The sequence below is a fragment of the Pseudoalteromonas sp. K222D genome (assembly GCF_017653575.1).
GTDB classification, from domain to species: Bacteria; Pseudomonadota; Gammaproteobacteria; order Enterobacterales; family Alteromonadaceae; genus Pseudoalteromonas; species Pseudoalteromonas nigrifaciens.
The window spans coordinates 60,638-83,960 of record NZ_JAGGDL010000015.1; the positions used below are offsets into that span (position 1 = coordinate 60,638).

General features: G+C 39.7%; 22 protein-coding genes, 2 tRNA genes and 2 rRNA genes. 12 read left to right on the forward strand and 14 right to left on the reverse strand.

Annotation, left to right across the window (positions count from 1 at the left end; translation table 11 throughout):
- Window positions 1-64: 64 nt before the first annotated feature.
- Window positions 65-1,507: a PLP-dependent aminotransferase family protein gene (locus tag J5X91_RS09450; RefSeq protein ID WP_208834509.1), complete on the reverse strand. Its 1,443-nt coding sequence runs from the start codon at window positions 1,505-1,507 to the stop codon at window positions 65-67.
- Window positions 1,508-1,611: 104 nt separating this feature from the next.
- Between J5X91_RS09450 and J5X91_RS09455 the strand changes: the two genes are divergently transcribed.
- The 5 genes from J5X91_RS09455 (at window position 1,612) to J5X91_RS09475 (ending at window position 4,492) form a co-directional block, all read left to right on the forward strand.
- Window positions 1,612-2,541, forward strand: coding sequence for an EamA family transporter (locus J5X91_RS09455; RefSeq protein WP_011326785.1), 930 nt, complete (start codon window positions 1,612-1,614; stop codon window positions 2,539-2,541).
- Window positions 2,542-3,095: 554 nt separating this feature from the next.
- Entirely contained in the window at window positions 3,096-3,236 is a 141-nt protein-coding gene (locus J5X91_RS09460; protein ID WP_167376929.1) for a hypothetical protein, read from the forward strand.
- Between the two features lie 219 nt (window positions 3,237-3,455).
- Window positions 3,456-3,546: transfer RNA gene (locus J5X91_RS09465), tRNA-Ser, on the forward strand.
- A gap of 57 nt (window positions 3,547-3,603) precedes the next feature.
- A tRNA-Ser gene (locus J5X91_RS09470) sits at window positions 3,604-3,696 on the forward strand.
- A 307-nt stretch (window positions 3,697-4,003) separates the two neighbouring features.
- A complete protein-coding gene (locus tag J5X91_RS09475; RefSeq protein WP_011326784.1) occupies window positions 4,004-4,492 on the forward strand; it encodes a hypothetical protein in 489 nt (162 codons plus the stop codon).
- Here J5X91_RS09475 and J5X91_RS09480 read toward each other — a convergent pair.
- On the reverse strand, window positions 4,476-5,600 hold the full coding sequence (locus J5X91_RS09480; protein ID WP_208834502.1) for an aminotransferase class V-fold PLP-dependent enzyme: 1,125 nt from the start codon (window positions 5,598-5,600) through the stop codon (window positions 4,476-4,478). The two genes, J5X91_RS09475 and J5X91_RS09480, sit on opposite strands and share 17 nt — an antisense overlap.
- Window position 5,601: 1 nt before the next feature.
- A complete protein-coding gene (locus J5X91_RS09485) occupies window positions 5,602-6,771 on the reverse strand; it encodes a monodechloroaminopyrrolnitrin synthase PrnB family protein (protein WP_011326782.1) in 1,170 nt (389 codons plus the stop codon).
- A gap of 136 nt (window positions 6,772-6,907) precedes the next feature.
- On the opposite strand from J5X91_RS09485, the gene J5X91_RS09490 reads away from it, so the two are divergent.
- The 4 genes from J5X91_RS09490 to J5X91_RS09505 all read left to right on the forward strand — a co-directional run bounded on the left by J5X91_RS09490 (window position 6,908) and on the right by J5X91_RS09505 (window position 12,657).
- On the forward strand, window positions 6,908-7,363 hold the full coding sequence (locus J5X91_RS09490; protein WP_011326781.1) for an Lrp/AsnC family transcriptional regulator: 456 nt from the start codon (window positions 6,908-6,910) through the stop codon (window positions 7,361-7,363).
- Window positions 7,364-7,437: 74 nt separating this feature from the next.
- Entirely contained in the window at window positions 7,438-10,155 is a 2,718-nt protein-coding gene (locus J5X91_RS09495; protein ID WP_208834503.1) for an ATP-binding protein, read from the forward strand.
- Complete coding sequence (locus tag J5X91_RS09500) at window positions 10,145-11,515, forward strand: alpha/beta fold hydrolase (protein ID WP_208834504.1); 1,371 nt, start codon at window positions 10,145-10,147, stop codon at window positions 11,513-11,515. The genes J5X91_RS09495 and J5X91_RS09500 overlap by 11 nt, the downstream gene beginning before the upstream one ends.
- A gap of 2 nt (window positions 11,516-11,517) precedes the next feature.
- Complete coding sequence (locus tag J5X91_RS09505) at window positions 11,518-12,657, forward strand: GNAT family N-acetyltransferase (RefSeq protein WP_208834505.1); 1,140 nt, start codon at window positions 11,518-11,520, stop codon at window positions 12,655-12,657.
- On the opposite strand, the gene J5X91_RS09510 is transcribed toward J5X91_RS09505, so the two are convergent.
- Complete coding sequence (locus J5X91_RS09510) at window positions 12,634-13,224, reverse strand: DUF938 domain-containing protein (RefSeq protein ID WP_208834506.1); 591 nt, start codon at window positions 13,222-13,224, stop codon at window positions 12,634-12,636. The two genes, J5X91_RS09505 and J5X91_RS09510, sit on opposite strands and share 24 nt — an antisense overlap.
- A gap of 291 nt (window positions 13,225-13,515) precedes the next feature.
- Here J5X91_RS09510 and J5X91_RS09515 point away from each other — a divergent pair, with 291 nt between their 5' ends.
- The 3 genes from J5X91_RS09515 to J5X91_RS09525 all read left to right on the forward strand — a co-directional run bounded on the left by J5X91_RS09515 (window position 13,516) and on the right by J5X91_RS09525 (window position 15,942).
- The gene (locus J5X91_RS09515) at window positions 13,516-14,892 is read left to right on the forward strand and encodes a class II fumarate hydratase (protein ID WP_208834507.1); all 1,377 of its coding nucleotides are present in this window, start codon (window positions 13,516-13,518) and stop codon (window positions 14,890-14,892) included.
- Between the two features lie 113 nt (window positions 14,893-15,005).
- Complete coding sequence (locus tag J5X91_RS09520) at window positions 15,006-15,527, forward strand: hypothetical protein (protein ID WP_011326775.1); 522 nt, start codon at window positions 15,006-15,008, stop codon at window positions 15,525-15,527.
- 10 nt (window positions 15,528-15,537) lie between these two features.
- The gene (locus tag J5X91_RS09525) at window positions 15,538-15,942 is read left to right on the forward strand and encodes a hypothetical protein (protein ID WP_011326774.1); all 405 of its coding nucleotides are present in this window, start codon (window positions 15,538-15,540) and stop codon (window positions 15,940-15,942) included.
- Window positions 15,943-15,967: 25 nt separating this feature from the next.
- On the opposite strand, the gene J5X91_RS09530 is transcribed toward J5X91_RS09525, so the two are convergent.
- The 10 genes from J5X91_RS09530 to J5X91_RS09575 form a co-directional block, all read right to left on the reverse strand.
- Window positions 15,968-16,153: a hypothetical protein gene (locus J5X91_RS09530; protein WP_011326773.1), complete on the reverse strand. Its 186-nt coding sequence runs from the start codon at window positions 16,151-16,153 to the stop codon at window positions 15,968-15,970.
- Between the two features lie 55 nt (window positions 16,154-16,208).
- Complete coding sequence (locus J5X91_RS09535) at window positions 16,209-16,529, reverse strand: hypothetical protein (RefSeq protein ID WP_041454305.1); 321 nt, start codon at window positions 16,527-16,529, stop codon at window positions 16,209-16,211.
- Window positions 16,526-17,164 (reverse strand): DUF4178 domain-containing protein, encoded by a 639-nt coding sequence (locus J5X91_RS09540; protein WP_179807273.1) that lies wholly within the window; start codon window positions 17,162-17,164, stop codon window positions 16,526-16,528. Before J5X91_RS09540 ends, J5X91_RS09535 begins: the two co-directional genes overlap by 4 nt.
- 74 nt (window positions 17,165-17,238) lie before the next feature.
- Window positions 17,239-17,931, reverse strand: a complete 693-nt coding sequence (locus J5X91_RS09545) for a PspA/IM30 family protein (protein WP_011326770.1) — start codon at window positions 17,929-17,931, stop codon at window positions 17,239-17,241.
- A 24-nt stretch (window positions 17,932-17,955) separates the two neighbouring features.
- Window positions 17,956-18,369 (reverse strand): YjfI family protein, encoded by a 414-nt coding sequence (locus J5X91_RS09550; RefSeq protein ID WP_011326769.1) that lies wholly within the window; start codon window positions 18,367-18,369, stop codon window positions 17,956-17,958.
- A gap of 79 nt (window positions 18,370-18,448) precedes the next feature.
- On the reverse strand, window positions 18,449-20,170 hold the full coding sequence (locus J5X91_RS09555; RefSeq protein WP_208834508.1) for a polyamine aminopropyltransferase: 1,722 nt from the start codon (window positions 20,168-20,170) through the stop codon (window positions 18,449-18,451).
- Between the two features lie 4 nt (window positions 20,171-20,174).
- On the reverse strand, window positions 20,175-21,074 hold the full coding sequence (locus tag J5X91_RS09560) for a DUF350 domain-containing protein (protein WP_011326767.1): 900 nt from the start codon (window positions 21,072-21,074) through the stop codon (window positions 20,175-20,177).
- A gap of 26 nt (window positions 21,075-21,100) precedes the next feature.
- Complete coding sequence (locus J5X91_RS09565; protein ID WP_011326766.1) at window positions 21,101-22,033, reverse strand: hypothetical protein; 933 nt, start codon at window positions 22,031-22,033, stop codon at window positions 21,101-21,103.
- Between the two features lie 678 nt (window positions 22,034-22,711).
- Window positions 22,712-22,826 (reverse strand): 5S ribosomal RNA (gene rrf, locus J5X91_RS09570).
- Between the two features lie 145 nt (window positions 22,827-22,971).
- Window positions 22,972-23,323: ribosomal RNA gene (locus J5X91_RS09575) — 23S ribosomal RNA — on the reverse strand; the annotation flags it as partial.

Consider the following 23,323-nt stretch of genomic DNA (forward strand, 5'->3'; position numbering starts at 1 on the left):
TTAACGGCTGTTTTTTATTGTGCCGAAAAACTTGTTACAAGCTGTTGTTCCCCTTTAAATTAGGCTACTTTTTTGCTAGTAAGGTAAGTTTACCTAGTGTGACAATTGCTTGCTCTATTTGCTCACTCCACTGCACACCATAGCTTAGCCTTATACAGCTTTTGTATTTATTTGAAGCTGAAAATATCAACCCTGGAGTAATGCTTATACCTACCTCAAGCGCTAATGAAAATAGCTTTTGGCTATCATACTCGCAGCCTAAGTCTAACCAAATAACACAGCCACCTTGTGGATCGCTGATCCGTGTACCTTTTGGCATGGCTTGCTGTAAGCAACGTCGCATATGCTCTTTATTCGTACGTAAACGCTGCCTAAGTACTTTTAAATTACGATCGTATTCACCGCTAAAAACAAATTCTGATAACGTCCATTGATTAATTAGTGAGGTAGAACAACTCAATGCTCTTTTATAACGCCTAGCTTGCCCTGCAAATTTCCCCGCAATAAGCCAACCAACACGATAACTAGGGGCAGCCGTTTTAGAAAAAGACGAACAACTTAGCACCAAGCCTTTTTTGGAATACGCTATAGCAGGTGTACCTCGTTTGGGTGTAAAGTATAGGTCGCCATATACGTCATCTTCAATGAGCACTACGTTATGGCTTTCAACTAGTTCCACCAGCTGTTCTCGATTTTTATCTGGCATAAAACTACCAACCGGATTACTAATAGCCGTAGAAAATAAGCACGCTTTAATATCCTGCTCATTAAGCGCCTGCGCTAAATCGTTTAGCCAAATACCATTATCTGGGCATAAAGGTATTTCAAGTGCTTTAAGGCCTAAACTTTCTATTAACTCTATAATTCCGTGATAGCAAGGGCTCTCTATGGCCACTACGTCACCGGGCTTAGTTACGCATTTGAGTGCAATTGCCAATGCTTCTTGCGCGCCATTAGTGATCACCATTTCATCCATATTAATGCCAATGCCAAAGTTTAAATAGCGATGAATAAGTTGCTTTTTTAACGGTGCATAACCATCCAGTGGCCCGTAATTAATAGCGCTACTACCGGCAAGCGTCATTACTCGGCGCATATTTCTGGCTAAGGCTTTATCGGTTGGTGCTGCAGCAACCGGGTTAGCTACTCCAAAAGGCACCACATGGGCCTGATGAATGGCTGTGTATACCTGCTCAATCAGCGCCTGCTTGTTTACAATCACGGGCTCGCGGCTCAGCTTAACCCGTTTTGGTAAGCTGCTTGCCATGTTAACGGCTTTTAAAAAGTAGCCTGACTTTTCGCGTGCCTCTATAACCCCTTGTTCCTCTAGCGCTTGATAGGCCTGCTTTACCGTAGGAATACTTATATTAAGGTTGCTAGCCATTTTACGTAAAGACGGCAGTTTTTCTGAGGGCAATAAAGCCTGTTGAGCACTCATATCCCTGATCAGTTGAATAACTTGCTGGTACAAAAACTCATGACCTTGATGGCTAACCGCTTTTAAAATCATTACACCCTCAATCTGTATAGGTTACATATTCCATTTTCTGTATATGGTAAGTATACAGATAAGCTTTAAAATAGCAGCTTAATCGACTTTGGAGAGCAGTATTGAAAAGTGCAGCGCTATATATAACAACTGTTTTAATTTGGGGCTCAACCTGGTTGGCCATAGAGTTTCAGCTAGGCGATATTGCTGTTGAACTATCGCTATTTTATCGTTTTGCAATCGCGGCATTATTAATGTGGTTATATGTGGCATACAAAAAACCTAAAATGCGATTTAATTTAGTCGATCATGGTTTTTTCGTATTATTGGCCCTGTTTAACTTTGGCCTAAATTACTTAATGCTTTACTGGGCACAAAATCACCTTAGCTCTGCAATGACCTCGATTGCTTTTTCAATGCTATTAGTAATGAATATAGTTAATACCCGATTATTTTTTGGCAAACCTATTTCAAAACGAATTTATACCGGCGCTGTACTTGCCATTTTAGGTATCACCTGCTTGTTTTGGCCACAATTACAGCAACTCAACTTGAGTAACAGTGCATTCGTCGGGTTACTACTTGCTCTTGGAGGCACCTTTGTGGCTTCATTAGGAAACATGGTAAGTGTACGTAATTCACGCAAACAAATTGGTGTGTTACAAGGTAATGCTTGGGGCATGTTATACAGTGCCATTGGCTTAGCCTTATATGTATTTATAAGCGACGTGCAATTTAATTTCACTGCACCTACTAGCTATTGGCTGTCGTTATTGTACTTATCTATTTTTGGCACTGTAATCGCCTTTGCTTGTTACTTTGCACTGTTAAAAAATATTGGCCCCGAAAAAGCCAGCTATGTCATCGTACTGTTTCCTTTAGTTGCGGTAACACTAAGCAGCTTTTATGAAGGCTTTGAATGGCATGCAAATACCTTTGCAGGGTTTAGCTTAGTACTACTTGGTAACGCCATAGTGCTTACCCCAACAAAACGAATTAATGCCTTTTTAGCAAACAGAGCGGTTGCTAGAAGAGGCTCTGTCCCCAGTTAGACGCGTTATTAACGCAACTAACGCAAAAGCGCCTACTGTAAAGTAGGCGCTTTTTTATTGGTTAATATAAAAACAGCTGCCAAGTGTTCGTTATAACTCCTAGTAATACTAACTTTATTAAAAACACCATTTTGCTAAAAAGCTAAGTAATTCACCCATGCAATGCAAATATAAAGTGCATTACACCAACTTTTTTTAGAACTTTACTGGAATTTTTTTAACGCTCATAAAGTTAATTTTATAAACACTAATTAAACAGCATAAAAAATCATTTAATTAAAATAATTTAATCTGAATAAATAACCAAAAAAGAATGCTTTTATCGCATTAAAAATAAAAACAAACACAGAGACCCCATAACAAAAGGGATTTAAAAACTAACGGCGTGAATAAAAATGCAAAAACACCCAAACCCACCAAGTGAACGGCAGGTTAATAAAATCCTTTCGGATTAAAATAACTAATGCTTCGGGCTCAATTTTTATCGCTTTATTTTTAAACAATTAAGAGGCAGAATGCCCCCGTTTTCACCAACCACAACTCGGAGTTAAGTAATGAACCCAATTAACACATTAAATGAAACAGCTGCTACTCACATTGCCGTTAAACCAACAAATCGTAAAGCTAAAATGTTAGCAAAGCTTAATCGCTTCGGTAAAAGACTCGCTCTTGGTAGCACAGCTCAATATAAATAGTCACACAACCATGACTATTTATACGGTGCAGCAAGCACCCAACCACTAAATAAAGCTTCTTATTTAGCTCCCACTGCTTGCTGCAACCTATTTAATTTTACTAAAATTGTCTTTATTTCCCCTTATTTACAAAAAAAACCTCATTTTAGCCTAAATTTTAAGCAAACAGTCTTTTTGCTATTTACACATGCGTATGACCTAAGTATTATTCTGCGTCACGGAGAGATGGCAGAGTGGTCGAATGCACCGGTCTTGAAAACCGGCATAGGTTTGTAGCCTATCTAGGGTTCAAATCCCTATCTCTCCACCACATTTATATTGGTGGCTTTAATTTTTACTTCCATCAATAAAAAAACGGTTATGCGTTGGAGAGGTGTCCGAGTGGCCGAAGGAGCTCCCCTGCTAAGGGAGTATAGAGTTTGTAGCTCTATCGAGGGTTCGAATCCCTCCCTCTCCACCATACTTAATTTAAACCACTTAGTTGTGGTTTTTTTATGCCTATAATTTAACACCAAGACTAAATTGGGAGGGTGAGATCCCTCGACAGGGTTCAACAAAATGTCGGGAACATTTTGGGCCGCTGCAAGCGTCGCGCAGCGATTGATTACATGGATGTAAGCAAGTCTATCCCTCCCTCTCCACCATACTTAATTTAAACCACTTAGTTGTGGTTTTTTTGTGCCTAAAATTTATAAAACTAAACAAATTGTACCAAACTATAACTTAGGGCATGATTAACTTAACTTTAAGCCAATTTAGGTTTAACTATGATCCGGGTTATATTGCTATCAATTTGCTTAACCGCGCCAACCTTTAGCTTGGCAGAAAACATTACTGTTTATAAATGCGTTATTAAAGGTGTTCCTACATTTAGCCAGCTGCCCTGTGCTCTAGATGCACAAGCCATTACGCTAAAAAATATTAATGTAACCACAGCCTATAGCGATACAACTGCTAGCAGTAAAATAACAGATACTTCTGTTGATGATTACTTAAAAACGCAGCAAATTAATCGTGATATAAAACGCTACCAACTGGCTATTAAACAATATCAGCAGCAATACACAGAAAAAAAACAGCAAATTGATTACATGACGCAAGATAAAGCAAATCGTTTAGGGGCTTCCTCTATTGCCAATGCGATTGCAACTAAAACATCAGCTCTTAAACAGTCATACGATGCTTTAATTGGGCAAGCACAGCAACAAATAGAGGCGTTAAATCAGCAAAAAGAGCAACTTAGTCAACAACCTTAATCGCTTTTTTTATAACCGCTATAAACTTATGTATTGCGTCGGCGCTATTATATATATGCGGTGAAACTCGTATACCAAGCTTTCTGGCATCCACACTAATCCCTGCACTATTAAGCTCATTCAATACATGTTGTTGCTGCATGTTAAAGTTTAAAATAGCAGTACCACTGCATTGATGCTGCAGCGTGGGCGACACAACATATTTACCCAACTGTTGCTGAATAAGCGCAAGCATTGCTAAATTATGCGACCTAACTTTATCAATTCCCAATGCGGCAAAATAGGCAATACTATTGGCTGCAATAATATAAGGTACAACTGAGGGAGTACCGCCCCAAAATTTAAGCGCTCCCTTGTTATAAATAAAATGATTTATATCAAACTCAAAGGGATTTTGATGAGAAAACCAGCCAACATCTTTAGGCTCACAAACAGCTATTTGCTGTGGGTTAACCCATAAGTAAGCAGCACCAGGGCCGCCACATAGCCATTTAACGCTAGAGCCAATCATAAAGTCAGCATTTAAGGCGGTTAAATCAAGCGGTATCACCCCTGCAGATTGCGCAACGTCAATGATTGATAAGCTATTCGTTTTTTTACTAAAAGCAACAATATCGTGTACAGGGGCTTGTACCCCTGTATTTGAATATACGTGACTGATAAAAACTAAATCTATGTTATCCGTTAAATAACGCTGCCAAACGGTAATATCGGTTAAGTTTTCATATTCAGGAATAAATGTTATTTGCGCGCATTTTGGCAAAGCTTTTTGCATCGCAAAGCCCATACTTGGAAAGTCGCTTTGCGTCATTAATACTTTGCAATTTTTTTGCTGTAATCGCGGATGCGACATTAACAATTTGGTTAAGCCGCTGGATAAGTTAACTTGTGGACAAAATTGCTCGCTAGACGCATTAAATAACTGCCCTAATGCGGTATTAAATTGCTCTACTGCAGGTAACCATTGCTGCCAGGGTTCTTTATTTGACGATTCCCACGGCGAAAAATAATGAGCCGCTAAATGCTGCTGACTATTTTTCAGTGGACGCCCTACTGAGTGGCTTAATAAATAACAGCCTTCGGCCATACAAAAATCGTGTTGATTCATCTTATTTAATCCACTGTTTTAGCAAGTTTATATCGTCGTAACGTGTTTTTATATCGTCGCGTTTAGCGCTGGCACGTTTATCACGGAGTTTTTCTAACGAATCGAGCAAAACATGTAATGGTGGGCCACTGGCTGTTACTTTACTCATATGTTGCTGTTGCATTTGCTTTGACGGTTGCGCAATAAATTTTTCAACCAATTGATTATGATGACCGATTGCAGTGTCACCATGTAATTTACACACCTGAATAAATAGCTTTGCGTGGTATTTAAACCAGTCATTGTCTTTATATTGCTGCGCCTGTAAAAAGTCATCCATAAAGCTTTGCATGCGCATTGCTTCGCGCAATATTTGCTGATCTTCTGGCATCATATATAAAAACTTATCCACCAGCATTTGTGAATAACTTGGCTCGTTGGCACTACACAGCCCAAGTAGCATATCGATAACGTTTATGCCGGCAAAATCTCCCGCATTAGCACCTCTGTATATCTCATTGCCTACTCGATGCGGTTTATAATAAGGGCGCACACAATTAAAAAAGCGCTCTGTGTCTAACTGGGTATAAAGTGCATTATTCGATTCAATTACATCTATTAACGCTTGTTTTGCTACTTTTAATAGCTCGGCACAGGTGGGGTGCGAAATACCTAATGGTAATATTTTTAATAATGCATCGCTGGCGCGTTTATATGCCAAAATACCTTGGGTGTTGTAATCAATAAATAGTTTTTCGTCGGGTAAATTAGTAAAACGTTTATACGTGCCATTTAGCGCTTTATTGTGCGTGGTTAAATGGGCAGTCGCAAAGCGTGGCGTTACTCCAATAGAGGCACCTATATGCATTGCTAGTGCCGACGCTTCTACCAATGGCGATGTGGTCTCACGGCTTGGCTCGGTAATTTCATGACGACGACACGCCGCCATAAAAAGCCCTACATTACCGAGTAAATCAAACGCACTATCAAAACCTTCATCGGTATTTCCCTCCGCTAATAAATTACTTATTAATGCGTTACCTTCATCTTTTAATTGCTGTTTTAAAGGCTCTCCCAACCCCTCTACATTGGCTTTATCATCTTGTTGCCAGTAAAGTTGCTCAAGCTCGCTGTTTATCTGTGGGAAGGCGCTTCTTATCCATCGATCAAAAATGGCTGTATGGGTGCTCATTATTGTTTCCTGTTATTATAGTTATCACTAAATGCTAACAGAGTTTAATGAGGGTAAAACGCTAAAAAATTAGTAATTATCAACATCATTAGCAATAATCACTACAAATATAAAAATAATTAATAAGAATCTATATATGCTCGATAAAAAAGATCAGCAATTGCTCATTGCCTTACAAGCCAACGCCAGAATGTCTGTTGCAGATCTTGCCAGTCATATTAGCCTCTCAGATACGCCCTGCCTTAGACGAATTAAAAAGCTAGAACAAGCTAGTATTATTACCGGCTACCACGCTGCTATTAACCCCAAGGCACTTAAACTAAACGTTTTGGTGTATGCATTTGTACGTTTAAATCAAAATTCGGCCAGTGCTGCCCGGCAATTTGAGCAACACGTAGAAAAGCTCACTCATGTGCTAGAGTGTTCGGTAATATCGGGAAGTTACGACTATTTACTAAAAATAATTGCGCATGATTTAGAAAGCTATGAGCAGTTTGTTAAGCATCAACTAGGGAGCTTAAGCTGTATCGCTAATATAGAATCAACCGTGGTGTTAAAGCAGTCTTTTAGCAAAAAACAATTACCATTATAAAAAATACCGCAAATAACTTACTGTTAGCTATACTGATATTTTAAATTGGGAATATTACTTGTACAGGGATTTATGTGAAAAATTTTAACTCCAAGTATTACTCTAGTGTTTTTTACATTATTTTTTCTTTAGCCTATTTTTTTGTAGGAGTAATACTTACCAAGCTAACCTTTAACTCGCAAATTATTCCGGTTTGGTTACCTGCTGGTATAGCCTTAGTTGGCTGCTTTGTGTGGTGGTGGCGATTTATTCCTGCGCTATTTTTAGCGGCTCTCGCATTTAATTTAAATTTTTTTGCTAATACAACTCATGAAATGGTATTGGTAGGAAATTCATTAAACGAGGCTATGTATATTGCCTTTGGGGTGGTATTGCAGGCCATGGTTGGGGCCGCAATATTAAAGTTTTGGTTAGGCCACCCTCTGCGCCTTAAAAAGCGCCAAAACATTATTTATTTTATTGTAGTTGTAGGTGTTTTAGTCAGTTTAATTTCGGCTAATTTTGGCGTGTTTGCACTAAGCCAATTTAATGCAATGTACAGTGCAGATAATCACTGGAAAAACACAACTTACTGGTGGTTAGGTGATATTTTAGGGGTGTTAATTGCCACTCCATTTTTACTTTCGTTATTACCAGAGAAGTCTGATAACTATAATATTTCGGTGCTACCGACACTTTCGGTATGTTGCATTTTATTTGTATCAGTAGCGGCCACCACACAATTATACGATAGTGAAAGCCGTATTAATGCGATAAAAATTGCTGAGCGCGAAGTGCAAGTGATAGAAAACAGCCTGTACCGCTATACTAATCGCAGCATTATTGCTGTGCAAAGTTTAGCTAGCCAAGTTCAGTCATCGCCAACATTAAGCCAGCAAGACTTTAATCAATATGCCAACACCCTACTTGCTAAGCACTCATTTATAAAAGCTTTATCATGGAATGTAAAAATCCCATCTCATCAACGCCAAGCATTCTCTAAAGAAATTTCAAGCATTTATAACTTAAATTATGATGTTATTGGTGAACCTTTAGAGCCAAACGATCCACTCGTTATTGTAAAATATATAGCACCGCTTAATAGCAACCAAAAAGCAATTGGGTTTAATGTATATTCAAACCCAGATCGCAAAGCATCCTTACTCAACCCCGCAATAAAGTATCAGCCAGTGGGAACTAAAATAATTCAACTCGTACAAACTGAGCACTCTGATGCTGCTTACTTATTATTTGCGCCTGTATATTCTCAATCCAATGAAAAAGAAACCATTAAAGGCTATGCCACAGGCGTATTTTTAGTCCCTCAAATTATTAAGCAGGCCATTACTGAGCAGCAGTCTAAAATGTTTTCGATTGCTATTTATGAAGATATAAACAAACCCGCATTTTACAGTAACTCAAACAATCTTAATGTTGCACAAGGCAGTAAGCTAATATCGTTTAATGTCGATTTTGGCGGGCAACAATGGATCGTAAAACTGGCACTTAAAGATGCCTTTTTAGCTCAACATAATAATCAACTCACCTTACTGCTGCTGATACTTCAAGTAGTTGTATGCTCATTAATTTTATTGATTTTACTACTGTTTAATCAGCAGCAAATTGCACTTACTCGCCAAGTAGCAGAGCGTACTTATTCGTTAGTACAAGCAAAAAAGCAATCTGATTTGGCTAACCGGGCTAAGAGTCAATTTTTAGCTAATATGAGCCATGAAATACGCACGCCACTAAATGCTGTTATTGGCTTTTCTTCGCTTGCCCGTAAAGAAGACGACGCCAATACCCTAATTGATTATTTAGATAAAATAAATTCGTCATCTAAAAGCTTATTAAATTTGATAAACGATATTCTCGATATATCTAAAATTGAATCAAAACGGCTAGTGCTTGAACGTATTCCATTTGATTTAACCGCACTTATTCAGCGCATTAATACTATGTTTGAACAAAGTGCTGCAAGCAAAGCAATTGTGTGGAAAATAAATAGCAACATCCCTAAAGACACTTGGTTTGTTGGCGATCCAATGCGATTAGAGCAAATAATGCTTAATTTATGCAGTAACGCTATTAAATTTACTAACGCTGGCAGTGTTACTTTAAATGTAGATACGCAACTTATTGCGCCCAATAAAGCACAGCTAACAATTGCCGTTATTGATACCGGAATAGGTATAAAAGCAACTCAACATGAAAAGTTATTTAGTGCATTTACTCAAGCCGATAACTCTACTTCTCGGCAGTTTGGTGGCACCGGCCTTGGGTTAGCCATAGCCAAAGAGCTTAGTGTATTAATGAATGCAAATATAGCGCTACATAGCGAGCTTGATAAAGGCTCTACTTTTACATTTACATTAGAAATAGAGACGGTTAAAGCGCAAGAACCCCTTATAAAACCTACAGATAATACTAATATAGCCGCTTTAAAAATTTTAGTGGCCGAAGATAACCCGGTTAATCAAATGGTTATAAAAGCCATGCTTGGCTCACTAAAAATTGTGCCACAGGTTGTTGAAAATGGTGAGCTTGCAGTTAATATTATAAAAAAACAGCATTTTGACCTAGTGCTTATGGATTGCCAAATGCCAGTAATGGATGGCTATAGAGCAACGGCACTGATCAGGCAATTTAAAACGGCTGAGGAACTGCCAATTGTTGCCTTAACTGCCGACGTTATGCCCGAAGACAAAGCACACGCTCAGGCGGTTGGTTTTAATCAACACCTTGCAAAACCGCTTGAACTAATTAAGCTAACCGAGTGTCTTGCTCAATATGCAGTGGTTTATGAACAATAATAGTGTGTTTTTAAAAATATTTTTAACTTGTATGCTTAGCTTTTTGCCTCACTTAGCTGTCGCTGAAAATTGTATTACGCAGGCAAGCGATTTTGAATTTATTAAAAAGAGTAAACAGCAAGGCCTATTACGCTATACAAAGGATCACCATCAAGCGTATTTTGATTACCAAGCGCGTGCCCCATTTAATAGCTACCTCAATCATGCGTATCAGTATATTAGTGTAGCTAATCCTCGCGCTGCTATGCCATGCCCTGTATTTACTCAAACGTATCAGCAACTAGTTACTCAAGGCAGTCGTAAGCCTAACCCCACTATTGCCGACATTATTGCTCCTTTTGAGTTAAAACATTCACAAAGTAAAAAAGCGGTATTACTCGTGCACGGCCTTACCGACTCTCCTTTTACCTATCACGATTTAGCCCAAGTGTATTATCAGCAAGGTTATACCGTACGCACTATTTTGTTACCCGGCCACGGCAGTGCTGCTAGTGCGTTACAAGATGTAGACCTACAGCAATGGCAACAAGCTGTGCGTTACGCTATAGAGCGCACAACACAAGACTTTGATGAGGTTATTTTAGGGGGCTACTCTACGGGGGCCGCACTACTTATAGACTATGCAATCACGCAAGCGCTTTCATCAAAAATAACGGCGCTTATGTTATTTTCACCGGGCTCCGAGCCGCATAATAAACAAGGTTGGATAGCCAAGTGGCTTGATTTAATCCCATTTTTAAATTGGATAGATAAAGACGCCGATGTTGATTTTGCTAAGTATGAGTCGTTTCCACTCAATGCTGCAGCAGCCTCATATGATGCAATGTCATTGGTTAGCATTAAACACTTAAGTAAGCGCCCTGCTTTGGCATTGCCTGTATTTAGCGTAATAAGCGATATTGACGCGACAATTGATAGCCATGCCACCCTTAAATTATTAAATGCACTACATAATACTAATTTAAGTCGCTATAAAAAACTCGATACCCTAGTGCTTTATGGTAGCAGCACTATTTTACCCCCAAATTTTGCAGCAGATTACAGAGTATTAAATCCGCAGTGTGCCAGCGAAGCATGTCTAAAAATCCATGGTATATCGCATATTGCCATTGTTAACTCACCACAAAATCCGCATTATGGTATTAGTGCCTCTTATCGTAATTGCGGCAGTTTTATTGGCGGCGAAAAGTTATATAAAACCTGTAAAACCACAAAAGATCCGCAATTTGGAGAACGTACCGCTGCTAACTTAAAGCAATATCCCACCTTACAACGATTAACCTATAACCCCTTTTTTCCTGAGCTTAAAAAACAAATAAGCACCTTTATAAAAAACGTAGAACACGCACAAGGTAAGTAGTAATGGCGACATTTTCGCATCAATGGTTTAGTAGTATTAATCAAATAGAGCGAGCGCATTGGCAACGTTTGTTTGGCGACGAGCCATTTACCCAACATGCTTTTTTATACGCATTAGAGCAAAGTCAGTGTGTTAATCAACAAAATGGTTGGCAGCCTTATCACTTAGCTATTTTTGAGGGCGAAAATATTATTGCGCTGGCACCTGGCTATTTAAAAAGCCACTCTTACGGTGAATATGTGTTTGATTGGGCCTGGGCAGAAGCATACGAGAAACATGGCTTAGAGTACTACCCTAAATGGTTATGCGGTGTGCCATTTTGTCCCATTGAAGGTAGCCGTATTGCTATAGAGCACAGCAATCCTAGTTTAGTGTATAAATACATTACAGAGTTACTAAACCTGCACAGCAAAGAGCAAGGCTGGTCTGGTTGGCACGTTAATTTTTGCAACTTAGCCCAAGCCACACACCTCACTGAGCAACACGCTATGCTTAGAGTGGGTGTGCAATTTCAGTGGTTTAATAAAGGCTTTACATGCTTTGACGATTTTTTAAATACGCTTAATTCACGTAAGCGTAAATCACTAAAAAAAGAACGCAGCAAAATAACCCAACAAAACATTACTATTGAATGGCTGCAAGGGATGCAAATTACGCCTGAAATTATGCAGCTATTTTGCGAATTTTATCAACGTACTTATTTAAAACGCTCTGGCCACTTAGGCTATTTAAATATGCCCTTTTTTAAGCTTTTACATGCGCTAATGGCCGACAAGCTAGTCATTATGCTAGCCAAAAAAGAAGACGCTATTATTGCCGCAACCCTTAGCCTAATAGGAGCAGATACACTGTATGGGCGGTATTGGGGGGCAAGCGAAGAGGTAGATTCTCTGCACTTTGAACTATGCTATTACCAAGGGATTGAGTTTGCAATAAAGCATAACCTCAGCTGTTTTCATTCAGGGGCACAAGGTGAGCATAAAATAGCACGCGGTTTTGCCCCTGTATTAACCTACTCAGCTCACCATATAGTTGATAATAACTTTGGCAACGCAATTAGCGATTACTTAAAGCGTGAACGCCAGCATATTAATATTTATAAAGATCAATGCAGCGCATTACTGCCGTTTAAAAATCAGTAACTGATTATTAGCAGGCATGGCTATATCACTTATTAACGTTAGCCCTGCTTGCTTTGCTAATAGCTCAACTGCTGTAAAATCTCTAATACTGCTAAGTGGGTCGCGCTCTATTAAAAAGCGATTAAAGTCGTTATTACTTTGGCTAGTAAACTCGCCTTTATATTTAAATGGCCCGTAAATACATACTATGCCTTGGTCATTTAAATGCTGTTTTACACCCGCAAAAAAATGCTCTACAAGTTGCCAGCTTACAATATGAAAAGTATTAGCCGTGTAAATAGCATCCACTTTATCTATTGGCCACGCATTGTTTAAGTCAAGTTCAAGGGGAGCATGTAAATTGGTTAAATTAACCTCGCGGTGCCATAAATTAATACCTTCATGATTAATCGCTCTGTCGCTGCTATACCATTGTAGATGCGGCAACTGCTGAGCAAAGTACACGCTGTGCTGACCTGTACCTGAGCCTATTTCGAGCACCGTTTTGGCATTCGCTAACACAGATTTTAACTGCGCTAAAATAGGCTGTTTATTATTTTCACACGCTTGTGAGAATGGCTTGATCATTTTTACTCTCAAGGTTAAAGACTGATGCGCAACAGTAAAACAAATTTAGCGTATTTTGTCGTGCGCTAATGTACGCTTTAAAGCCAGTTAATTAATCTATACTTTTATAGCTGTACTTTACATTGAAACACCTAGCTAAAAATGTAATGATAACTATTATCAAATAACCCTTGCAATTTACCACACCAGCCTACAGATAGAGTACAAGGTTTACTTACAATAAATAATTACCAAGCGAGTGCGTAATGAGCATTCTCAGCCGCTGGTTTAATCCTTTTAAGGTAGAATATTATGACTCAGTTTAGAACAGAATCAGATAGCATGGGCGAGTTACAAGTCCCTGCTAATGCACTATATCAAGCGCAAACTCAGCGCGCTGTGAATAATTTTGCCATCAGTGGTTTAGCTATGCCTAAGCAGTTTATAACCGCCCTTGCTTACATTAAACAAGCGGCAGCGCAGAGCAACTTTGAGCTTGGGCACCTAAGCCAAACTAAAGCTAAAGCAATAGAGCAAGCATGCCAAGAAATTATTGATGGTAGCCATTATGAGCATTTCCCGGTCGATATATTTCAAACTGGCTCGGGTACTAGCTCAAATATGAATGCCAATGAAGTGATTGCCACTTTAGCAAGCCGGCTAGGCGATGAAAGCATTCATCCTAATGATGATGTAAACATGGGGCAAAGCTCTAACGATGTGATCCCTACTGCCATTGCCCTGAGCAGCGCAATAAATGTGGTGTACGAATTACTCCCTTCACTAGAAAAACTATCACAGCATTTAGAACACAAAAAAGCCGAGGTTGGCGCTATAGTAAAAACCGGCCGCACTCATTTAATGGATGCTATGCCGGTTACTTTTGGGCAAACTCTAAGTGCCTGGCAAACGCAAATTAACCATGCCGCGGCTGGTATAAGGCATAGCCTAGAGCGTGTTTGCGAACTAGCGCAAGGTGGTACCGCTGTAGGAACAGGTATTAATGCCGATCCACAATTTGCACCGCTATTTGCTAATAATCTCAGTGCCAACGTAGGTATTAGATTTACGCCTAGCAGTAACTTTTTTTACAATATTGGTTCGCAAGATGCCATTGTCGCGCTTTCAGGGCAATTAAAAGTACTTGCTGTAGCGCAAATGAAAATAGCCAACGACTTGCGCTGGATGAACTCTGGTCCATTAGCTGGTTTAGGTGAAATAGAGCTTGAAGCACTGCAACCCGGATCATCTATTATGCCCGGCAAAGTAAACCCAGTGATCCCCGAAGCGGCAGCTATGGTGAGCGCCCAAGTAATTGGTAACGACGCTACAATTACCGTTGCCGGCCAAGCAGGTAATTTTGAGCTAAATGTAATGCTGCCGGTAATTGCTTATAATATTTTACAAAGTATAGAGTTACTCGCTAATAGCGCCCAAGCACTGGGAGATAAAGCCATTGCTAGCTTTACAGTAAATCAGCTAAATATTGATAAGGCACTGGCTAAAAATCCTATTTTAGTAACCGCGCTAAATCCGGTGATCGGTTATGAAAAAGCAGCCAAAATAGCGAAACAAGCATATAAAGAAGCTCGCCCAATTATTGATGTTGCCGAGCAAGAAACTGATTTATCGCGCAGCGAGCTCGAAAAGCTACTTAACCCCAGCAAGTTAACCCAAGGCGGGCTGTAAATATTCACAGTAATTAATAACGGCTTTAATTGCTTGATAATAGAGTTTTTATTGCCGTAACAAATGCACAGTGTATGATAGTGGTGAATAATTCACCACTATCAGGATTTGTTATGCGTACACCATTGCTAGCTATATTTTTACCACTGTGTTTAACCGCTTGTTTAGATAACCCCGTAGCAGAAACAGAAAAAACAACTGCCAGCGAAGCAACAACGCCATCGCAGCAAAAACTACAACAACTGCAAAAAAGTAACAAAGCAGAATTACATGCCCCAGCCGAAAAACTATCAAATACTGCCATGAAAACAGTTACTCTTGATGACATTAAAACAGCTAAAAATGAATTAAATACGCTCATTGCTAATAAACAATGTGATAGCAGTACGCAGTGCCAAGTAGAAGCTGTAGGTAGCCGAGCATGTGGCGGCCCAAGTAGTTATATAGTGTATTCAACGACAACAGCAACAACTGAGCAAGTCACTGCATTAAGTAAAAAAATCACTACTTTTGAAAGTAACTATAATGCCCAAAATCAAATGGTCAGTATTTGCCAACATTTAACTGCGCCAAGCACGCAGTGTGTAGAAAATAAATGTGTTAAACTTGAAGGCTCAGCAGTAAGTGTATTTTAAGGATAAGGTTATGAGTTGTTTGCCATCAGCAATTAAACTATCAATTGTAAGTATTGCTACTAGTATTTTATTACTGAGCGGCTGTGCTAGCACAACATCGTCAAGCAATGATCACGGAACGAGTTTAGCGAGTCTTAATAGTCAACTTAACGATATTGTTAGTAACAATAGCTGTACAGCTAGCTTTCAATGTAAAGTGCTTGAAGTAGGTGCGCGTGCGTGCGGTGGGCCAAGTAAGTATACGGTGTACTCAACACTTAATACCCAACAAGAACAAGCTGAGCAGATTGCACAGCAAATAACAGCACAAGAAAACACGCTAAATAAGGCACAAGGCTTAACTGACTGCCCATCAGTGCTTGAAGTACAATCACTATGTATTAATCAGCAATGCCAACCTTTTGAAATAAAATAATGCTGCAAACAATTTAATTTCAGCGTTATCCTAAATATGGGATTAACGCTGAAATAATTACCACCATTACTAAACAAATCCCCGCCTTAATAATATAGTGCATTGGCATTTTGTTAAGCACCCAATACGCATAAATAAAACGCACAAAGTAGCTTGCCGCAGTACCAAATAATGCAAAAATTAGTAAGTAAGCAATTAAAATTATATTCACGGCAACTCGTTATTTTATCGTTTTAGTTTAAGGGCATAGCGTCTATAACATAAAACTACTTAATTTTTTTTGTATGAGCAATCAAAAGTTCTGCAACGCGTTGCTTTACTACGCGCTTATCATCACTTTGCACATCAAAACGGCTTGCAAGCTGTGCTATTTCATCGTCGTTTAAATTAAACGATAGACGCTGTCGGGTTTTTTTAGACTTTACATCCAAACCGAGTATTTTGCGGATCATATCTGAAGGTGTTAGCTCTTGATCAATCGCTTGCTTTTTTATCGACTTTTGTACTTCGCTACTTAGATCAAATGCCATTTGCGTGGCACGCACTGCCTGCTCTTGGCGTAACCACTTTTCTTTAGCATCACTCACTTAGCGTCTCCTGGAAACAAGTCAACAATGTCGGTAATTGGCCGCGTTAAGGTAAGCGATACTTCGGTTTCGCCACCATCCCAAATCTCAATATTTAAACCAAAGCCTTTATCATCAGACTCTAAACAAATCATTTCACACAGCTCACCACCTTCTTGCTCATAACGTGGAAGAGCTTGATTGCGATAGTCTTTATTATGAAAATAACACACAAATGGCGATTCGCTTTGCTGATAGTTGTTAGCTAAAAACTGCGTAAAACGCTCTGGTATATTTTGCACTGTGATATGCGTTAAAGACTCTTCATCAAAAATACGCGCAAACTGATCAAGGCCAAATATATCTTCTACTTCATCACGTTGTACTTTTATAGAAAAGTTAGCCCATTGCTCACCATCTTCTTGCTCTATTTGTAAAAATACCACTTGGCCGCTGTCACTTTCCAACACAAACTCAGTGTCACTACTGTGTTGATACTGGTAAGTTTGTATATCAATAACGCGAAGAGTTTGCCCTTTTAACCACGCTGGATAAGCAAATGAATCGATGACAGTAAACATGTCACCTTTTTTAAGCTCACTGGCATGATTAAGCTGACGCTCTGGCTCTTTTTTAGATTTGAAAAAATTAAACATAGGAAGGCTGCCTTCTAAGCAAAAAAGGTAACTAAGCTAAAGCCTGGTTACCTTTTTAAATATGAACGTAATTATTAGCTATTTTGCTTGGCTTTAATACGCGCTAAAATATCAGCACTTTTTGGACTGCTGTCGCCAATTCCGGCTTCTGCCATTTTCGCTTTTAAATCGTCGCCGTTTACATCGGCTTCAAGCTCTTTAGCTGCACCTAACTGATCTTGACGGTCTTGCTGGCGTTGCTTAATACGCTCAAGTGATTGGCGAGCCGATGTCATAGACGAGCTGTTAGTGTTTAATGTGCTGTTTACAGCCATAGTAGCTTGTTGCACGCTTTCTGTGGTTTTAACCATAGTTAGCTGGCGTTGGTTTTCTTTAATCGACTTTTCAGCTTCCTTAACTTGCTGTTTAAGCGCTACAATATGATTGCTAAAACCAGATAATACTTGTTCGTTCTCTGCTTTTTCAGCTTCAAACTCGCCAATTTTTTCTGCAATTTCTAATGCTAAAGCTTCGTTGCCTTTTTCCAGCGCTTGCCCAGCATAAGCTTCATGCTCAGCAATAGATGCATCTACAGCGCTAATTTTACGCTTAGTTTGCATTTCTTTCGCCATAACTTCTGTTAAGCTTTTTTTAGCACGGTGCAAAGCATTTTGTGCATCTGCAATTTCTTGCTCAAAAATACGGATACCGTTTTTATCTACAATTGCTTCGCCTGCTTCACGCGCGCCGCCACGTACTGCTGTAAATAATTTTTTTAAAATACTCATAATCTTAACTCCACTAAATCGCTACTAATCGTTTAAATACATGGTCACGGCTTCTAGTGCATCAATAGCATTATCGGCTAATGTCACTAGTTCGTGGGTAATGTCATCTAATGATGAATTTACCGACAGTGCGCCAAAAATCGCGTATTTATTATCGATTTTAGCAAATGCACTTAATGGAATTGGCACGTTTAAACGTAGTAATGTTTCGTTTAACTCGTTACGTAATTCCGGCTTAACTTCATCTTCGTCAAACAAGTAGCTAATGCATAATAACTGCTCTTGTGTTTGCGTAACAAAAATTGGAAGCTCATCATTTTCATCAACAATGACTTGTAATACATCTTGCTCACCTGGATTAGCAATCAAGAAAGACTCAAAGTTAGCGCCTTCTGTTTCAAAAGAAGCTAATTTTATTGAAAGTTCATTTAATTCCATGTCTCTGCCTTTTGTCGTTTGACATATTATGTCTGAGTTAAGATTCTCATGGCTGACATATTATGTCAACCATGTTTTATTAGTTTTTATACAATTCGCTTTCTATTTGCCATGCTGTACGGTAATAATCGTACAGTTGGCCAGAGCCTAACCTATTGACTTCAATATCTTTAATATGTTCGAAATAATTATTCGGAAAAATAAAACTAGCCAGTAAATATTCTTTACTGATCCACCTTGATCGTATCGGCATTGCGGTTACATCGTTGATTCGCCCACTAGCCGATTGCCCCATTTTGGTAGCTATAGTCCAGCCCCACTGTCCAAATGAAGGAATGTTTTGTTGATACTGCTCTACATATTCAAATCCAGCCGCTTTAACCGTTTTAGCAATACTTAAAAAGGCTTTTTTAGCATGATAAGGCGAAGTTGACTGCACCGCCATTGCGCCATCTGGTGCTAGTAATTGGCGTACATGATTATAAAAGTAGTCACTATACATTTTATTTAAATCGGGATGATTAGGGTCAGGTAAATCAATTAAAATAGTATCAAATTGCTTTGCCTGATCGAGCAACTTTTCAACTTCTAAAAAGGCATCACCAACAATAATATCTGCACGCGGATCATGCATAGATTTGCTATTAAGGCTTAACAACCGCTGGCTAATATCTTCAGGCGAAGTAAATTCAGCATCTTTATGGCCAAACAAATTAAGCAATTGCCCATCAAGGTCAATCAGGGTTACTTTGCTCACCGGCCACTTTAAAACATCTCTAAGTGCCAGCCCATCGCCACCGCCAATGATCAGTACCCGCTCATGACGGTTTGACGCCAACATAGCCGGGTAAACTAACATTGAATGATATATTTGCTCATCAACACTAGAGAACTGTAAGCGCCCATTTAAGTATAAATCGGTTATTGGCTGCGGCTGATTTTTACTTAACCGCTCGGTTAGTACCACATGTTGATATTTAGTGGCTTGAGAATAAATAACCTTGTCTTTGTATAAAACATTGCTCAAGTTATCCATCCAACTACTGCCCAATACCAATATAAACGCAAATAATACTAGTAATAACAGGTGACACGCTAATAACAGTTTGGCAAAGCGTACATAGGTGTGATACCGCCATAAAAAAGCAAGCCCAGCAATTATATTAAACAGCGCGGTCCACGCGGCTGCTTGCATTATGGGCATAGACAACATAATGCTAACCCAAATAGCCGCGCCAATTCCGGCGCCTATATAGTCGGCACCATAAATTGTTCCTGCGTTATTTTCTAAAAAACGGCCATAAACATGCTGACGAATACGCGCAATAAGCGGTATTTCCATACCAATAAACAAGCCAAGTATAAGGCCAAATACATAGGGTAAAAAACGCGACCACTCTTGTAGCTTTTGAAATACATAGCCATTGAGTACTACGTCGGGAGGTAAATTAAAAATACTCGAAAACATATGCGGCAGTGAATAGCTAACAGCAATAACGCCGGCAATGGCTAAAATACAGCCCATACCAATCAAAGCAATTATACTTTCTAGCCAAGCAAAGGCGGTAAATGCATCTTTAAACCAACGTGCTAAAAATGCGCCAATGCCCATTGCTACTATCATAGTGCCGATCATCGCATAAATAGCGCTTTCTACTGAGCCAAGTACCCGCCCCGCATAATGAGACAGTAAGTATTCATAAATAAGGCCACACCCTGCGAGTACGGCCATAACGGTAATAAGTAAAATATCGTGCCCAAGTAAACTAAATTTACTTGGGCTTTTTATAGTTGATGACACTCGATTATGCGCCTAATAGTGTTGCCATAGTTATACCTACCGCAAATGATAACGCTGCAGAAATAGCGGCTACACCCACATTTTTTTGACGGTTCACTTCATCTGAAATATCACAGCCAGATAAAATTATTTTAATTGTCACTAAGTGCAAAATAATAAATACCAGTAAACTAACTACTGCACTTATAGCCCAGTACAACAAACTCGCATTAATATTATCGGCTACATAAGGCGCAATCCCCGTTGCTGCGGTAATGGCTAATGCGCTGCCAATTAAAAAACCGGCATAACGAATACCCACGGCTAAGTTGCCATCAATAATTGCTTGTTGTAAGCAATCACCACTTTTATTGGTGCGCTTAAACAGCTGTACGCGATATTGGCTCACTAACAACAGCACTAGGCTGCCAATAACAAAAGCAGCAACCACAATTGGTAAACCATGCCAACCGTCGGTAGCCACCCACAGCAATGCCGAGCGAATTACAATGGCGACACTAACAACGTGGCCAAAGTCGATAACAGCCGCAGTCACGTTACCTTTAACTATTTCGCTATGTAAGCTCACTTTACGCAGCGCAACTTTATCTTGAAAGAAATGCCCAAGCTTAATAAGTAAAATAGCCAGTGCACCATAACCCAACATTTGCAGAGCTTCTTGCTGTAATGACACTGCAAAAGCACCGCTGCTTACACCTGTAAGCACAATCGCCAATGCAACTAAACCCGCAGCAAAACTAATACCAAATGCAAAGTTATCACGCTCAGTAATTTCATCATTAGCATGCAGGTTAGATACCCAACCCTTAATATATTTAAGACTCACAAACAGCAAAACAATAATTGCAAAATCAATCGCCAGCGCTTGTAGTGACCACATTGTTATTCCATTAAATTCATACATATTACTCTAACTCCAACTTTATTCTTTTACTTACCACGGCTCACGCCACGAGAGGTTCTACTACCGCTGTTACGAACTGAGCCCGAGTTATTGCTATAACTACTCGAACGAGAATAACTACTGCGACTTTTAGGTGGTGTGTAGCTACTTCGGCTTAAGCCTGACGCCCCCGTTTTTTTGCTCGCATAAGGGCTAGTAAACTGCTTACCTTGGCGTTGATATGATTGACGCGTACGTGTTTCTAGCGTGCTCTGCGCTTTAATTTGTTTTGGGCTTGAGTAGCGCGTGCGGCCGTAATCATTGTAATAACTATATTTACGACCTCGGCTCCAGCTACCATATTCAACACGATTGAATACATCCCCTAAAATACGATACATACCGTACCATTGCCAAAAGCTAGTACCATTGCTGTTAGATTGCCAGTTACCATAATTAGGATTACCCACCATTTGGTTACCAACTCCAGCGCCTTCAGCTTGCTGACTAATAGCACCAATACGCGCTAAATTACCTTTAGACATATCCGCAAGCATATTAATAGGATCGGTTAACGCATCTGAAAATAACGTAGGCTTTGCAGCTTCGCGCAATAAGTCAATACTGTGCAAAGTATCTTCGTAAGGAGGAATAAGGTAGGTGCCCTTAATATCTTTAAGTCGCTGTGTTAAACCACTATAAAGTGCACCTTGACGAGTGGCGTCAAGGGTAATGACATCAACAACTTTTGAAAGTTCTGGTTGCTGATTTTTAAGCTGAACACCGTATTCTTTAAGTAATAATGCATTACGCAAACTACCATTATCAAGCGCAGTACCTAGCTGTGATAGCTCAACCTCCGCTTTTTTAATCGATTCTTGAATTGTTTTTTGCAGTTGCTCTTCTTTAGATTGGCAACCCATAAGCACCGCAAACAAACAAAACAGGCTGAGAAGTTTCCAAGCTTTAATATTTGACATTCATGTCACCTGATTTACTGAATTAACCTCAGTAGTTTTACACAGGTCACTTATTAAACCAACAGTGAAGTTGCAACAAAATGATTTTAAAAATGATTTCTAACTTGAGGATACTACGATTGTTAAAGGCTACAGGCTCCTTGAGCTATTTTTGATGCTCTTTATCGTCGGGTATCGCTACGCTCGCCCGACCTACGCGGGAGACTTGTGTACATTACTCACCCACACTTCACTTTTCTGCAGACGTAAAAAAGCCCGAATCGTTAAATTCGGGCTTTCTACAATTTGGAGCCTGGCAATGTCGTGGTGCCCACAGCAGTGGAGAGTCACATAGCAAATGCTACACGATCATCGGTCGTGGTTCGCCTTCGAGCTTTTTCGTTTCACTACTGAGTTCGCATGGGTTTTTGGCTATTTATTAAATTACAGACGTAAAAAAGCCCGACTATTTCTAGTCGGGCTTTCTACAATTTGGAGCCTGGCAATGTCGTGGTGCCCACAGCAGTGGAGAGTCACATAGCAAATACTACACACTCTTTGTGTCGGGGCGGCCTTCCGCGGGGTTCGCCTTCGAGCTGTTTCGTTTCACTACTGAGTTCGCATGGGTTTTTGGCTATTTATTAAATTACAGACGTAAAAAAGCCCGACTATTTCTAGTCGGGCTTTCTACAATTTGGAGCCTGGCAATGTCCTACTTTCACATAGCAAATGCTACACTATCATCGGCGCTGTTTCGTTTCACTACTGAGTTCGGCATGGGGTCAGGTGGGTCCAAAACGCTATTGTTACCAAGCAAATTAGGGCGTTAATTCGTATCACTACAAATTAACTGAATTTGGAAAATATCTGATAATATTTTTTAAGTCTTTGCGTAAATATCTACTTTAGTCATATTAACTTCTTGCTTGAACTGTCACATAAAACGCGTTTGGCGTTGTATGGTTAAGCCTCACGGGTAATTAGTACAAGTTAGCTTAATGCCTCACAGCACTTCCACATCTTGCCTATCAACGTTGTAGTCTCCAACGGCCCTTCAGAGAGCTTATAGCTCTAGTGAGAAATCATCTCGAGGCCTGCTTCGCGCTTAGATGCTTTCAGCGCTTATCAGTTCCGAACGTAGCTACCGGGCAATGCCATTGGCATGACAACCCGAACACCAGCGGTTCGTTCACTCCGGTCCTCTCGTACTAGGAGCAACCCCTCTCAATTCTCAAACGCCCACGGCAGATAGGGACCGAACTGTCTCACGACGTTCTAAACCCAGCTCGCGTACCACTTTAAATGGCGAAC